Annotated in this window: 12 protein-coding genes; 8 read left to right on the top strand and 4 right to left on the bottom strand. The window is 47.4% G+C overall.

The genetic code is table 11. The features are described 5' to 3' along the window. The first annotated feature begins 1 nt into the window (after position 1). The 5 genes from AOC06_RS02425 to AOC06_RS02445 all read left to right on the top strand — a co-directional run bounded on the left by AOC06_RS02425 (position 2) and on the right by AOC06_RS02445 (position 6,126). A complete protein-coding gene (locus AOC06_RS02425; protein WP_215380932.1) occupies positions 2 to 619 on the top strand; it encodes a Crp/Fnr family transcriptional regulator in 618 nt (205 codons plus the stop codon). Between the two features lie 146 nt (positions 620 to 765). Next, on the top strand, positions 766 to 2,475 hold the full coding sequence (gene oxc, locus AOC06_RS02430; protein WP_215380935.1) for an oxalyl-CoA decarboxylase: 1,710 nt from the start codon (positions 766 to 768) through the stop codon (positions 2,473 to 2,475). 65 nt (positions 2,476 to 2,540) lie between these two features. Continuing rightward, the gene (frc, locus tag AOC06_RS02435; protein ID WP_215335299.1) at positions 2,541 to 3,791 is read left to right on the top strand and encodes a formyl-CoA transferase; all 1,251 of its coding nucleotides are present in this window, start codon (positions 2,541 to 2,543) and stop codon (positions 3,789 to 3,791) included. A 155-nt stretch (positions 3,792 to 3,946) separates the two neighbouring features. Further along, positions 3,947 to 5,194, top strand: a complete 1,248-nt coding sequence (gene frc, locus AOC06_RS02440; protein ID WP_215380938.1) for a formyl-CoA transferase — start codon at positions 3,947 to 3,949, stop codon at positions 5,192 to 5,194. After that, on the top strand, positions 5,194 to 6,126 hold the full coding sequence (locus AOC06_RS02445) for a methionyl-tRNA formyltransferase (RefSeq protein WP_215380941.1): 933 nt from the start codon (positions 5,194 to 5,196) through the stop codon (positions 6,124 to 6,126). The genes frc (AOC06_RS02440) and AOC06_RS02445 overlap by 1 nt, the downstream gene beginning before the upstream one ends. Positions 6,127 to 6,136: 10 nt before the next feature. Here AOC06_RS02445 and panC read toward each other — a convergent pair whose 3' ends face one another. From panC to metG, 4 genes are all read right to left on the bottom strand, one after another. Continuing rightward, positions 6,137 to 6,988, bottom strand: coding sequence for a pantoate--beta-alanine ligase (gene panC, locus AOC06_RS02450; protein ID WP_215380943.1), 852 nt, complete (start codon positions 6,986 to 6,988; stop codon positions 6,137 to 6,139). Continuing rightward, entirely contained in the window at positions 6,985 to 7,848 is an 864-nt protein-coding gene (locus AOC06_RS02455) for a segregation and condensation protein A (protein ID WP_215352590.1), read from the bottom strand. The genes panC and AOC06_RS02455 overlap by 4 nt, the downstream gene beginning before the upstream one ends. Next, positions 7,841 to 8,029 carry a DUF3460 family protein gene (locus AOC06_RS02460; RefSeq protein ID WP_215380946.1) on the bottom strand — a complete coding sequence of 63 codons (189 nt, stop codon included), beginning with the start codon at positions 8,027 to 8,029 and terminating at the stop codon, positions 7,841 to 7,843. The genes AOC06_RS02455 and AOC06_RS02460 overlap by 8 nt, the downstream gene beginning before the upstream one ends. A gap of 117 nt (positions 8,030 to 8,146) precedes the next feature. Next, entirely contained in the window at positions 8,147 to 9,817 is a 1,671-nt protein-coding gene (metG, locus tag AOC06_RS02465; protein WP_215380948.1) for a methionine--tRNA ligase, read from the bottom strand. A gap of 126 nt (positions 9,818 to 9,943) precedes the next feature. Here metG and AOC06_RS02470 point away from each other — a divergent pair, with 126 nt between their 5' ends. From AOC06_RS02470 to AOC06_RS02480, 3 genes are all read left to right on the top strand, one after another. After that, entirely contained in the window at positions 9,944 to 10,783 is an 840-nt protein-coding gene (locus AOC06_RS02470) for a formate dehydrogenase accessory sulfurtransferase FdhD (RefSeq protein WP_215380951.1), read from the top strand. A gap of 62 nt (positions 10,784 to 10,845) precedes the next feature. After that, the gene (dcd, locus tag AOC06_RS02475) at positions 10,846 to 11,412 is read left to right on the top strand and encodes a dCTP deaminase (RefSeq protein ID WP_215380954.1); all 567 of its coding nucleotides are present in this window, start codon (positions 10,846 to 10,848) and stop codon (positions 11,410 to 11,412) included. 43 nt (positions 11,413 to 11,455) lie between these two features. Next, positions 11,456 to 13,705: an arginine/lysine/ornithine decarboxylase gene (locus AOC06_RS02480; RefSeq protein WP_215380956.1), complete on the top strand. Its 2,250-nt coding sequence runs from the start codon at positions 11,456 to 11,458 to the stop codon at positions 13,703 to 13,705. Positions 13,706 to 13,713: the final 8 nt, after the last annotated feature.

A 13,713-nucleotide genomic window follows, 5' to 3' on the forward strand; every position in this document is an offset into this window, starting at 1 on the left:
CATGACCGCATTAGATAAGCATCCCGAAAAAAACCTGATACGCCTACAACTTAGCCAGAACTCGGTTTTACAAAGCCTTGATTCGAGCGCAATGGCTGATTTAGAAGCCCATCTGGAGATCGCAGATCTCAAAAAAGGCGATATCCTCCTGCATCAGGGCGACCACCAAATGGAGCAGTACTTTGTCCTGGATGGCATTTTGAAAAGAATCGTCTCTAGCGCAGATGCTAAGGAAATGATTCTGCGTTTTGCGATCGAAAAAGATATCGAGACCAGTTATGCAGCATGGCGACTCAAGACTGCTGCCCCTTACAGCATTGCTTCAGTGACTAAGGCTAGGGTTGCGCGGATGCCTCTCAAGGCTTGGGCGGAATTTTTGAATGCCCACCCCGCTCTCAAAGAGGGCTTTGAATTTGAGGTGATGCGCTTGATGAGCGAGATCATGGCGCACACCATTACTTTGCATATGCTCGATGCGCCTGGCAGGGTAGAGCGCTTCTTGCGTAAGTATCAGTATTTATTCGAATTACTGCCCAAAAAAGAGTTGGCCGCTTATCTCAATCTCTCCCCTGAGACCCTGAGTCGCCTCAAAACCAAGCATAAAGAGCTCTTCGTTTAGGCTCCTACAGGCCCAATAAATTGGGCATTTCAGTGGAAATTGACCCAAGTCAATGATCCATCCTCTCCCCAAGCCTAAGATTCAGTTCTGCTGTGGAGGAGACAAATTTTTACCTCTAGCATTGTTTATAACTTGAATAATTATTTATGACTACAGATACTCAAAACACCCAGTTAACCGATGGCTTTCATTTAGTCATTGATGCCCTCAAGGCAAACGATCTCAACACCATTTTTGGTTTGGTTGGTATTCCAATTACCGACTTGTGCCGTTTAGCTCAAGCTGAAGGAATGCGTTTCATCGGCTTCCGTCATGAGCAACACGCAGGTAATGCTGCTGCTATTGCGGGCTACATGACTCAACAGCCGGGTATCTGTATGACAGTTTCTGCTCCTGGATTCTTGAATGGCTTGACTGCTTTGGCGAACGCAACTGTGAACTGCTTCCCAATGATTTTGATCAGCGGCTCTAGTGAGCGTGAGATCGTTGACTTGCAGCAGGGCGACTATGAAGAGATGGATCAGCTCAATGCAGCAAAGCCATACGCAAAAGCAGCCTATCGTATTAATCACATTGAAGATATCGGCATTGGCTTTGCTCGTGCGATTCGTGCAGCGGTATCCGGCCGTCCTGGTGGCGTGTATCTGGACTTGCCTGCACAATTGCTGGCCCAAACGATGCCTGCTGCAGAAGCTAAGAAAACGATTTTCAAAGTGATTGATCCAGTTCCTCGCCAAATCCCTGCTGCTGATGCAGTTGAGCGCGCGCTCAATGTCTTGAAGGGCGCCAAGCGTCCATTAATACTTTTGGGCAAGGGCGCAGCATACGCACAAGCGGATAGCCAGGTTCGTGATTTGATTGAGAAATCTGGTATTCCATATTTGCCAATGTCGATGGCCAAAGGTTTGTTGCCTGATAACCATCCACAGTCAGCATCTGCAGCTCGCTCCTTTGTTTTAGCTGAAGCAGACGCAGTGTTGTTGGTTGGTGCCCGTTTGAACTGGTTACTCGCACACGGTAAAGGTAAGACTTGGGGTAAAGAGCCTAAGAAATTTATTCAGATCGATATTCAGGCAAACGAAGTCGATAGCAACGTACAAATTGATGCTCCATTGATCGGTGATATTGGTTCATGCGTTGGCGAACTCTTGAAGGGTATTGCTGCAGTTCCTAAGCCAAGCGCTGAGTGGATCAATGCCATTAATGAGAAGAAAGACAAGAACATGGCGAAGATGGCAGAAACACTTGCCAAAGAAGCCACGCCAATGAACTTCCATGGCGCATTGCGTGTGATTCGTGATGTTGTGAAAAAGAACCCAGATATCAACTTGGTCAATGAAGGTGCAAACACCTTGGATTATTGCCGTGCGATCGTTGATATGTACAAGCCACGTAAACGTTTTGACTCAGGTACCTGGGGCATTATGGGTATTGGTATGGGCTATGCTATTGGCGCTGCCGTGACTAGCGGTCTTCCAACTCTGGCGATTGAGGGCGATAGCGCTTTTGGATTTAGCGGTATGGAGCTAGAGACCATTTGTCGTTACAACTTGCCGATTACCACCGTGGTATTTAATAACAACGGTGTGTATCGTGGTACAGACGTGAATCCTACTGGTGGCGCCGATGTTGCCCCTACCGTGTTTGTTAAGGATGCGCGTTATGACAAGATGATTGAAGCGTTTGGTGGAGTGGGTTACTACGTCACTACCCCTGCTGAGTTAGAGACTGCGTTAACAAAAGCAATTGCTGATGGTAAGCCTGCTTTGATCAATGCCGTCATTGATGAAACTGCTGGCACTGAAAGCGGACGTTTAACCAATCTCAACCCATCTACTGCGGCTGCTAAGCACTAAGCCAACAGTAATTGATTAGTAATATTGACTAGCTACATTAAGTAATACTTTAAGGAGAAACAAACATGACTAAACCATTAGACGGTATTCGGATTATCGACTTCACCCACGTACAAGCGGGTCCTGCCTGTACTCAATTGTTAGGTTTTTATGGCGCTGACGTGATCAAGGTAGAGCGTCCAGGATCTGGCGATGTAACCCGTAGTCAGTTACGCGATATTCCTGGTGCCGATGCTTTGTATTTCACCATGCTCAACGGTAACAAGCGTTCTTTAACTTTGGATACCAAGACTCCAGAAGGTAAAGAAGTTTTAGAGAAGATGATTAAGACTTCAGACGTCATGGTTGAGAACTTCGGCCCAGGCGCTTTAGATCGTATGGGTTTCTCTTGGAAGCGTATTCAAGAATTGAATCCAAAGATGATTCTGGCTTCTGTTAAAGGCTTTAGCGATGGTCACTCTTACGAGGACTTGAAGGTCTATGAGAACGTTGCGCAATGTGCTGGCGGCGCTGCTTCTACAACTGGTTTCTGGGATGGTCCTCCTACTGTTTCTGCTGCTGCTTTGGGTGACTCCAATACGGGTATGCACTTGGCGATTGGTATTTTGACTGCATTGATGCAGCGTCAGAAGACCGGCAAGGGTCAAAAAGTTTCTTGCTCAATGCAAGATGCTGTTCTAAATCTGTGCCGCGTGAAGTTGCGCGATCAACAGCGTTTGGACAAGATTGGTTACTTGGAAGAGTATCCGCAGTACCCACACGGTTCATTCTCTGATGTTGTTCCACGCGGCGGTAACGCAGGCGGTGGCGGTCAACCAGGTTGGGTCTTAAAGTGTAAAGGTTGGGAGACTGATCCTAATGCGTACATCTATTTCACCATTCAAGGTCACGCTTGGGAGCCAATTACCAAAGCTTTGGGTAAACCAGAGTGGGCAACTGATCCAGCGTACATGACTGCTGAAGCACGTCAAGATAAGATTTTTGACATCTTCGCAACCATTGAAGACTGGTTAAAAGACAAGACTAAATACGAAGCAGTGGATATTCTTCGTAAGTTCGACATTCCATGTGCACCAGTTCTTTCTATGAAAGAGTTGGCTAACTCACCAGACTTGCGTAAGAGTGGTTCGATCGTTGAAGTAGATCACAAAGTACGCGGTAAGTATTTGACGATTGGTAGCCCAATCAAGTTCTCTGATTTAGAGATTGAGGTGAAGCCATCACCTGTATTGGGTGAGCATACCGACGAGGTATTGGCCGATCTGGGTTACGGTACAGAAGATATTGCCAAACTGCACGCAGCTAAAGCAGTTTAAGTAGAGTCATCTGCTCTTAGAAGGCGCCCCTAGTGGGCGCCTTTTTTACGTCTAAGGGTTCTCCCTGCCTAAAAATTAGGCAATTATTTTTACCCTGATTTCTCACTGGTAAAATTGAAATAATTCAAAATTTCAATCTTCCTAGGACTTTAATCATGGCAAAAGCATTAGACGGGGTCAAAATCCTCGACTTTACGCACGTTCAATCCGGCCCAACCTGCACTCAATTGTTGGCGTGGTTTGGTGCTGATGTGATCAAGGTGGAAAAATCGGGTGAGGGTGATGCGACCCGTGGTCAGTTACGCGACATTCCCGATGTGGACAGTTTGTATTTCACGATGCTCAATCACAACAAGCGATCGATCACGGTCAATACCAAAACCCAAAAGGGCAAAGAAATTCTGGAGCGCTTAATTAAAGAGTGTGACGTATTGGTAGAAAATTTTGCACCAGGCGCCTTAGACCGCATGGGTTTTTCTTGGGAGCGCATTCAGGAGCTCAATCCACGCATGATCATGGCATCTGTTAAAGGCTTTGGCCCAGGGCCCTATGAAGACTGCAAAGTCTATGAGAACGTAGCGCAATGTGCTGGCGGCTCTGCATCCACAACTGGATTTGATGATGGCCCTCCTATGGTGACCGGCGCACAGATTGGTGATAGTGGTACAGGGCTTCATTTGGCGCTTGGCATTGTGACTGCTTTGTATCAACGTACCCAAACGGGTCGCGGTCAAAAAGTATTGGCAGCAATGCAAGATGCTGTTCTCAATCTCTGCCGCGTCAAATTACGTGATCAACAACGCTTAGAGCGCAATGGTGAAATGCGTGAGTACCCACAATACCCTAATGGACAGTTTGGCGACGCTGTGCCGCGTGCTGGTAACGCTTCTGGTGGCGGACAACCGGGCTGGATTCTGAAATGTAAAGGTTGGGAAACCGATCCGAACTCTTATATCTATGTGGTGGTTCAAGCTCCTGTGTGGGAAGCAATTTGCAAAGTGATTGGCCGTGAGGATTGGATTACGGATCCCAAATTTGCATCTCCTGCAGCACGTTTGCCCCATCTGATGGATATCTTTGCAGGCATTGAGCAATGGACCATGACGAAGACCAAGTTTGAAGCCATGGATATCTTGAATAAATACGATGTTCCTTGCGGCCCGATTCTGTCCATGAAAGAGTTGGCGGAAGAGCCTTCTTTACGTGAAACAGGCACGGTAGTTGAAGTGGATCATCCTGTGCGTGGCAAGTACTTAACAGTGGGCAACCCGATTAAGTTGTCGGATAGCGAAACTGAAGTAACCCGTTCTCCATTATTGGGTGAGCATACCGATGAAATTTTAAGTGAGCTTGGCTATAGCACTGATGAGTTAATCGAACTTCGTCACGACAAGGTTATCTGATGCGTGTTGCTTTAATTGGAAGTGCAGATTTTGGTAAGGCTGCATTAGAGGCTTTTTTAGATCGAGGCGATGAGCTGGTTGCAGTCTTTTGTCCACCAGATAATCCTAAGGTGAGTAAACCAGAGGCATTGAAAGAGGCCGCTCTAGCGAGAGGCCTCACTCCTTTGCAGTTTGCTTCTTTGAAAAGCCCAGAGGCCGCTCAAGCCATGATCGATAGCAATGCGGATATCTGTGTCATGGCCTATGTTTTGCAGTTTGTACCTCAGGAGCTTGTCAAAATTCCGAAGCACGGCACGATTCAATATCACCCATCTTTATTGCCAAAGTACCGTGGTCCCAGCGCCATCAATTGGGCGATTGCGTTGGGCGAAGAGAAAACGGGCTTAACCATTTTCCGTCCCTCTGATGGTTTAGATGAAGGCGCAGTCATTTTGCAAAAAGAAGTAGCAATTGGACCAAACGATACTTTGGGTCAAATCTACTTTGATCATCTTTTCCCATTAGGCCTTAGCGCATTACTAGAGGCTGCTGATCTTGTTATGGCTGGCAAACATCAAGAAGTTATTCAAGATGAATCCCAGGCTAACTATGAAGGTTGGTTTGACGCAAATGCGGCCAAGATTCATTGGGCAACCCATATCAATCAAACCTATAACCTCATTAGGGCTTGCAATCCTGCGCCGGGAGCCTGGACAAGGTTTGGTGAGCAAAAAGTGCAGATCTACGATGCTCATAAACATATCGCTCCAACTTTTGCTTCAGTCAAAGGTAAGCCTGGTGAAATCACTGAGATTAGCTTGAACTCATTCTCAGTAGCTTGCCATGGCGGCCAAATTGAGGTGCTCAGAGCAAAGGGCGCTGCAGGTAAGGTGACGGGCGCCGAACTTGCTCAAGAACTTCATCTTGCAGTTGGACAATTCTTCGAGTTGTAATTCAAAGGGTTTAGATTTCGAGATTATCGATTAGGCGAGTTTTGCCAAGCTTGGCCGCAGTCAGAATAACTAAAGACTCTTTGGCATCAAGCGCAGTATTGCTAGGAGTGGCTAAGTCACTTTGCAGGCGAATGGCAATGTAGTCCGGCCGCCAGCCTCTTTTTGTAAGGGTCTCAAGCGCGCCAGCTTCAATCTTTTTTAGCTCTTCTGGGCTCTGTTGTTTAAGCCCAATCACTTGCTCGCGTACTTGTTGAAGGAGTTTTTGTAACTCAGGCGCTTCACGACGCTCATCGATTGATAGATAAGTATTGCGTGAGGAGAGGGCAAGACCGTCTTCGGCGCGAATAGTTTCTGCAGGAACAATATCTACTGGTAGCGCAAATTGTTTTGCCATTTGGCGAATGATCATGAGTTGCTGATAGTCCTTCTTCCCAAATACTGCGACCTTCGGTTGGACGCAAGAAAAAAGTTTAAGCACCACTGTACAAACACCTTGGAAGAAGCCGGGCCTGAATTCTCCTTCGAGAATATTGCCTAGTTGATTTGGGGGTTCTACTCGGTACTCTTGTGGCTGGGGATAGAGATCTTTTTCAGTAGGAGCAAACAAAACATAGACACCTTCCTTTTCTAACTTCTCAATATCGGCCTGCATCGTCCTTGGGTAGCTATCAAAATCCTCATTGGGACCAAATTGCAGGCGATTCACAAAGATGCTGGCTACTACCGGATCACCGTGTTGGCGAGCTAAGCGCATGAGGGATAAATGACCCTCATGGAGATTGCCCATGGTGGGCACAAAGGAGGCGCGGTTCTGACCGCGCAAGTGGTCGCGCAGCTCTCCAATATCGCTAATGATTTTCATGCGCTGGGGGTATAGGCTAAGCGCACGTAGATAGGGGCGTAGGGCTCAGCTTGAGTGATCTCAATTAAGGCTTCACGTGAGAGTTCAAGCATGGCAATAAAGTTCACGATCACGACAGGTACACCTTTGCCGGATGCAATAGCATCTTCAAAGAGCTCGCTGAATTCTACAAAACGGGTATTTTGCAGGCGACGCAAAATCCGCGTCATGAAATCACGCACGGATAATTCCTCGCGAGTAATAGTGTGATGTTGATTGAGTTTGGCGCGGTGCAGAACATCGCGCCAAGCCATTTGTAGATCTTCTAGGTTGACTTCAGGCCAGGTGACTGCGACGGTAGTATCGACATGGCCATGCGCGATCTGGAAATCACGACCCTGTTGCGGGATTTGATCGAGCTCTTGAGCAGCAAGCTTCATACGCTCGTATTCAAGCAGGCGACGCACAAGCTCTGCGCGTGGATCTTCTACCTCTTCCTCGCTATCAGCCTTCTTCATGGGCAACAGCATGCGGGATTTAATTTCAATCAACATGGCTGCCATTAATAAATACTCAGCAGCGAGCTCAAGATTGTGATGGCGAATTTGGTCGATGTAGCTCAGATACTGTTGCGTAACCTGCGCCATTGGAATATCGAGCACATTGAAGTTCTGTTTACGAATTAAGTAGAGCAATAAATCCAGCGGGCCTTCAAACGCCTCTAAGAAAACTTCCAAGGCATCCGGTGGAATATAAAGATCGGTTGGGAGTTTGAATAGCGGTTCGCCGTACAGCTTGGCAAACGCCTCTGACATCCCATCAGTCACCGCAGGGGTGCTATCCAGTAATTCCGATAGGGGTGCTGCGCTAGGTTCAGTCATTCGAATATACGTAAGCGCGCTGTTTCAATTTCGCTGCTTTGGCGCGGCGCATATCTTCCACGCTCTGGGGTTCTTGATCCCATAGTAGGGCGCGACCCTCTTGCTGGTCTGCTTCAAGATTGGGTTTCTCAGTTTTCATTTCATTTAAAAACTTGGTGAAATCAGACTCGTATCGGGCCATAGTAATTCCTAAATTCTCAATCAAATCAATAACTTAAACTTTTATTGGCCAAAGATTTTTGACCACACAAACACCATTATTAACGATTTTTAGTCGTTCTCGACCAATTTCCGACTTCTAGAGATTTGCTGCCAAGAGGCTATCAATTTGAGTGGGCTCGACCCGAGTCATGAGGTGTTGATAAGCTTGGATTGGGTGTTGACTACTCAAAGGGGTATTGATGTCCTCCCAATGCATTGGCTTGAGAGATAAAAAAGTTTCCACGCCTTCCGCGACCTTAGGCAAGACCGGTTTGAGATATAAACTCAGCGCCCGAAATGCTTCTAAAGTCACGCTACAGACGCGTTGCAGATCTGCTTCGCGTTCTGGATTTTTGGCAATTTCCCAAGGCTTGTTCTCATCGACAAAGGCATTCACTTTATCCGCTAGCTCCATGACACTTCGTAAAGCTTTAGCAAATTCACGACCTTCATAAAGAGCAGCAATTTTTTCGCTCGCTCCTCTAATCTCCTTGAGCAGAGGGTCATTCATCGCCTCATCGGACACCACTCCAGCAAATCGTTTCACCAAGAAGCCTGCGCTACGACTTGCAATATTGATGTACTTACCCAGCAAGTCGCTATTCACTCTAGCAATAAAGTCTTGCAAGTTCAGATCCAAATCTTCCATGCTGTCATTGAGCTTAGTCGCAAAGTAATAACGGAACCATTCGGGATTGAAGCCGGATTCAATGACGCTGTGCGCAGAAATCAGAGTGCCACGGGATTTACTCATCTTTTCACCATCGACAGTTAAGAAGCCATGGGCAAAAACATTCGTAGGCGTGCGGTAGCCAGCAAAGTGCAATGTGGCTGGCCAAAAGAGAGTATGAAAATACAGAATATCTTTTCCGATGAAATGGTACTGCTCAGTAGTTGTGTCGGGCTTAACCCATTCCTCGAAATTTAGGCCCTTTTGTTCACAGTAATTGAGGAAGCTGGCGTAATAGCCAATTGGGGCATCAAGCCAGACATAGAAATACTTACCAGGGGCATCCGGAATCTCAAAACCAAAGTAAGGCGCATCGCGTGAGATATCCCAGTCACCCAGTTTGCTATCGCCCGCTTCGCCAACCCACTCTTTCATTTTGTTGCGCGCTTCGCTTTGTAGCGGGGTCTTGACTTGAGTCCAATCGCGCAAGAAATTCTCACAACGAGGGTCAGACAGTTTGAAGAAGTAGTGATCAGAAATCTTTTTAATTGGTGTAGCACCGCTCACAACGGAGTAAGGGTTTTCTAAATCAACAGGGGAATAGGTTGCGCCACACTTTTCGCAAGAATCACCATACTGATCTTTAGCGCCACACTTGGGACATTCGCCCTTGATGAAGCGATCAGGCAGAAACATTTCTTTGACGGGATCATAAGCTTGCTCGATCGCACGTTTCTCAATCAGACCGGCATCACGCAGTTTGAGATAAATACTTTGCGAGAGTTTTTCGTTCTCAGGACTATCGGTGGTGTAGTAGTTATCAAACGAGATTAAGAAATCATCGAAGTCTCGCTTATGCTCTTTCCAAACATTGGCAATCAATTCTTTGGGGGTGAGCCCTTCTTTTTCAGCGCGCAGCATGATGGGAGTGCCATGGGTATCATCAGCCCCTACGTAATGGACTTCATGCCCCCGCATTCTCTGGAAGCGGACCCAGATATCGGTTTGAACGTATTCCACCAAATGGCCAATATGAATCTGACCATTGGCATATGGCAGGGCTGAGGTAACAAGAAGGCGACGCGGAAGGCTACTCATGCAAAACAGGCTTGATCAAATAAGAATGAATATACGATTATGCTGGCTTAGGCTGATGGTTCTGCAGTAATTTTAGTCTGCGGTTAAAGTTAAGCCCGATTGTTTACCCAATAGAGAAGGTGTTTTATGGCTGAATCAAGCCCTATTCAGATGTCCAATGCTTGCGTGCCGCTGGTGCACGAGGTCCAGATTGTGGATGAAGCAGGGCGCCTAAAAACCACCTTTATCCCTGGCGAGCGGCCCTTGACTATCTATCTTGATAAGCGCGAGATCGTGACCCTGATGACCTTAGGAAGCGCGCCTGAAGCCCTGGTTTTGGGCTATCTACGCAATCAACGCTTGGTGGAGTCGATCGCTGATATTGAGAGTATTCAGGTGGACTGGGAGACTGATTCAGCAGCCGTCAAAACCCGCCGGTGCTCTGTTGATATTGATGCTCTGACGAGTAAACGGGTGGTCACCACTGGCTGCGGACAAGGGACGATGTTTGGGGGGCTAGTAGAGGAGGTTGAAGCAACCCGACTACCCGATGGCCCTAGCTTGAGCCAAGAGGCAATTGTGGCCCTCATCGACACAATTCGGAACCACGATACGATCTACAAGCAATCCGGCTCAGTCCACGCCTGTGCAGTCTTTGAGCGCGCTGGCCCCAATCAGGTTCGCTTACTCCATTTCATTGAGGATGTGGGGCGCCATAACGCCGTTGACTCTATTTCTGGACTGCTATGGCTTGAGGACAAGCCTGGCAAAGATCTGATCTTTTTCACAACCGGACGCCTCACCTCGGAGATGGTGATCAAAGGTGCGCAGATGGGCATTCCTTTTCTGATGACCCGTTCAGGCATGACCTTAATGGGGCTAGAGGTGGCTCGCAAAACCAATCTAACCCTCCTGGGCCGCTGTTCTGGCAAGCACTTTGAGATCTATAACGCCCCGGAGCGGGTGGTATTGAGCAAAGTCGCCTAAGACAGGGACAAAAGCCGCCCAAAAGGGTGGGAAATGACTTACGAAGGTTTTACAATCCCGCCATGACTATTAAATCAGACCACTGGATCCGCCGCATGGGCGCACAAGGCATGATCAGCCCATTTGAACCCGGACAAGTTCGCCAAGATGCTGCCGGCCAAAAAATCGTGAGTTATGGCACTTCAAGCTATGGCTACGACATTCGTTGCGCGAATGAGTTCAAGATTTTTACCAACATCAACAGCACGATCGTTGACCCTAAGAACTTTGATGAACAATCCTTTGTCGATTTCAAGGGTGATGTTTGTATCATTCCTCCGAACTCCTTTGCTTTAGCAAGAACAGTAGAGTTTTTCAAGATTCCTCGCAATGTCCTAACCATTTGCGTTGGTAAAAGTACTTACGCTCGCTGCGGAATTATTGTGAACGTAACGCCATTCGAGCCTGAGTGGGAAGGTTATGTGACGCTGGAGTTTTCTAACACCACCCCATTGCCAGCCAAAATTTATGCTGGTGAGGGTTGCGCTCAAGTTTTATTCTTTGAAAGTGATGAAGTCTGCGGTACCTCTTACAAAGACCGCGGCGGTAAATATCAAGGTCAAAGCGGCGTTACGCTGCCCAAGACCTAATCCATCCTCATTCTCTAATCGCTTGCGAACCTAAAGGGTCCTCATGAAATTCCGTTTTCCTATCATCATCATCGATGAAGACTTTCGTGCTGAGAATATCTCTGGCTCGGGTATCCGCGATTTGGCTGAAGCGATTGAAACTGAGGGGATGGAAGTCATTGGTTTAACCAGTTATGGCGACTTAACTTCTTTTGCTCAACAGGCTTCGCGTGCATCGACTTTCATCGTATCAATTGATGATGAAGAGTTTGTATCGGATTCTGAAGACAATGATTTACCCGCGCTGAATAATCTGCGCGCCTTTATTGCCGAAGTACGTAAGCGCAATGAAGATATTCCCATCTTCCTCTATGGTGAGACCAGTACTTCTCGCCATATGCCTAACGATATTCTGCGTGAGCTGCATGGCTTCATTCATATGAATGAAGACACCCCTGAGTTTGTCGCGCGCCATATCATTCGGGAAGCGAAGGTCTACTTGGATTCCTTGTCGCCCCCATTCTTTAAGGCCCTCACGCATTACGCCTCAGAAGGCTCGTATTCCTGGCATTGCCCAGGGCACTCAGGTGGCGTTGCCTTTTTAAAGAGTCCTGTTGGCAGAATGTTCCATCAGTTCTTTGGTGAGAATATGCTCCGCGCTGACGTTTGCAATGCGGTTGAAGAGCTAGGTCAGTTGCTTGATCACACTGGGCCAGTCTTAGCGAGTGAGCGTAATGCAGCACGTATCTTCAATGCCGACCATTTATTCTTTGTGACTAACGGTACTTCGACTTCAAACAAGATTGTTTGGCACTCCACCGTTGCGCCGGGCGATGTGGTCCTAGTAGACCGCAACTGCCATAAGTCCGTGATTCATTCGATCACGATGATGGGCGCGATTCCGGTCTTCTTGATGCCAACCCGCAATCATCTCGGTATTATTGGGCCAATCCCTAAAGAAGAGTTCGAGTGGGCCAATATTCAGAAGAAGATTGATGCCAATCCCTTTATTAAGGATAAGAAAGTCATTCCTCGTGTGATGACCTTAACGCAGAGTACATACGACGGCATTATTTATAACGTCGAAATGATTAAAGAGATGCTCGATGGCAAAGTGGATTCTTTGCATTTCGATGAAGCTTGGTTGCCCCATGCAGCATTCCATCCTTTCTACAAAGACATGCATGCGATTAGCTCAGAGCAAAAGCGGACTAAAAAGAGTTTGATGTTTGCTACCCAATCGACTCACAAATTATTAGCAGGCTTATCACAAGCTTCACAAGTATTAGTGCAAGACGCTGAAGAGCGTAAATTGGATCGCGACTGCTTTAATGAGTCTTATTTAATGCATACCTCGACTAGCCCACAGTACTCGATCATTGCTTCTTGCGATGTATCAGCAGCCATGATGGAATCCCCAGGCGGAACTACTTTGGTGGAAGAGTCGATTGCAGAGGCAATGGACTTCCGTCGTGCCATGCGTGAAGTCGATGATCAGTTTGGCGCCGATTGGTGGTTCCAGGTTTGGGGTCCTGATCATATTGCTGAAGAAGGTATCGGCGAGCGTTCGGATTGGGTGCTAGAGCCGAATGCACCGTGGCATGACTTTGGTAAATTAGCTCAAGATTTCAACATGCTTGATCCGATCAAGGCCACGATTGTGACGCCCGGCTTGGATATTGATGGCAAGTTTGGTGAGATGGGTATCCCAGCGAGCATCGTTACCAAGTACTTGGCTGAGCACGGCGTGATTGTAGAGAAGTGCGGTTTATATTCCTTCTTCATCATGTTCACCATTGGCATCACCAAGGGTCGCTGGAATACGCTCGTGACCGAGTTACAGCAATTCAAAGATCATTTTGATAAGAACATGCCGCTCTGGAAGGTGCTTCCTGAATTTGTAGCCAAGCATCCTCGCTATGAGCGGGTTGGTTTAAAAGATATCTGTCAGCAGATTCATGAGTTCTATAAGAGTCGTGATGTAGCGCGCATGACTACCGAGATGTATACCTCAGACATGGTGCCTGCGATGTTGCCAGCGGAAGCTTGGGCCAAAATGGCGCACCGTGAAGTAGATCGTGTACCTGTCGACAAGCTCGAGGGCAGAATTACTGCCATGCTAGTGACGCCTTATCCACCAGGCATTCCTTTGCTGATTCCGGGCGAGCGTTTTAATAAACGCATTGTTGACTATCTCTACTTTGCACGTGATTTCAACGAGAAGTTCCCTGGCTTTGAGACTGATATCCATGGCTTAGTCAAAACCGAAGCGAACGGACGCACTGAGTACTACGTTGATTGCGTCAGAGCGTAAAGAGCAAA

Source organism: Polynucleobacter paludilacus (genome assembly GCF_018687595.1).
Taxonomy (GTDB): domain Bacteria; phylum Pseudomonadota; class Gammaproteobacteria; order Burkholderiales; family Burkholderiaceae; genus Polynucleobacter; species Polynucleobacter paludilacus.

What these genes read in the sequence shown, in the direction of transcription:
- frc (WP_215380938.1), top strand. Translation starts at nt 3,947, where the DNA reads ATGGCAAAAGCATTAGACGGGGTCAAAATCCTCGACTTTACGCACGTT.
- AOC06_RS02480 (WP_215380956.1), top strand. Translation starts at nt 11,456, where the DNA reads ATGAAATTCCGTTTTCCTATCATCATCATCGATGAAGACTTTCGTGCT.
- AOC06_RS02455 (WP_215352590.1), bottom strand. Translation starts at nt 7,848, where the DNA reads ATGACTGAACCTAGCGCAGCACCCCTATCGGAATTACTGGATAGCACC.
- metG (WP_215380948.1), bottom strand. Translation starts at nt 9,817, where the DNA reads ATGAGTAGCCTTCCGCGTCGCCTTCTTGTTACCTCAGCCCTGCCATAT.
- AOC06_RS02425 (WP_215380932.1), top strand. Translation starts at nt 2, where the DNA reads ATGACCGCATTAGATAAGCATCCCGAAAAAAACCTGATACGCCTACAA.
- panC (WP_215380943.1), bottom strand. Translation starts at nt 6,988, where the DNA reads ATGAAAATCATTAGCGATATTGGAGAGCTGCGCGACCACTTGCGCGGT.
- AOC06_RS02460 (WP_215380946.1), bottom strand. Translation starts at nt 8,029, where the DNA reads ATGGCCCGATACGAGTCTGATTTCACCAAGTTTTTAAATGAAATGAAA.
- oxc (WP_215380935.1), top strand. Translation starts at nt 766, where the DNA reads ATGACTACAGATACTCAAAACACCCAGTTAACCGATGGCTTTCATTTA.
- frc (WP_215335299.1), top strand. Translation starts at nt 2,541, where the DNA reads ATGACTAAACCATTAGACGGTATTCGGATTATCGACTTCACCCACGTA.
- dcd (WP_215380954.1), top strand. Translation starts at nt 10,846, where the DNA reads ATGACTATTAAATCAGACCACTGGATCCGCCGCATGGGCGCACAAGGC.
- AOC06_RS02445 (WP_215380941.1), top strand. Translation starts at nt 5,194, where the DNA reads ATGCGTGTTGCTTTAATTGGAAGTGCAGATTTTGGTAAGGCTGCATTA.
- AOC06_RS02470 (WP_215380951.1), top strand. Translation starts at nt 9,944, where the DNA reads ATGGCTGAATCAAGCCCTATTCAGATGTCCAATGCTTGCGTGCCGCTG.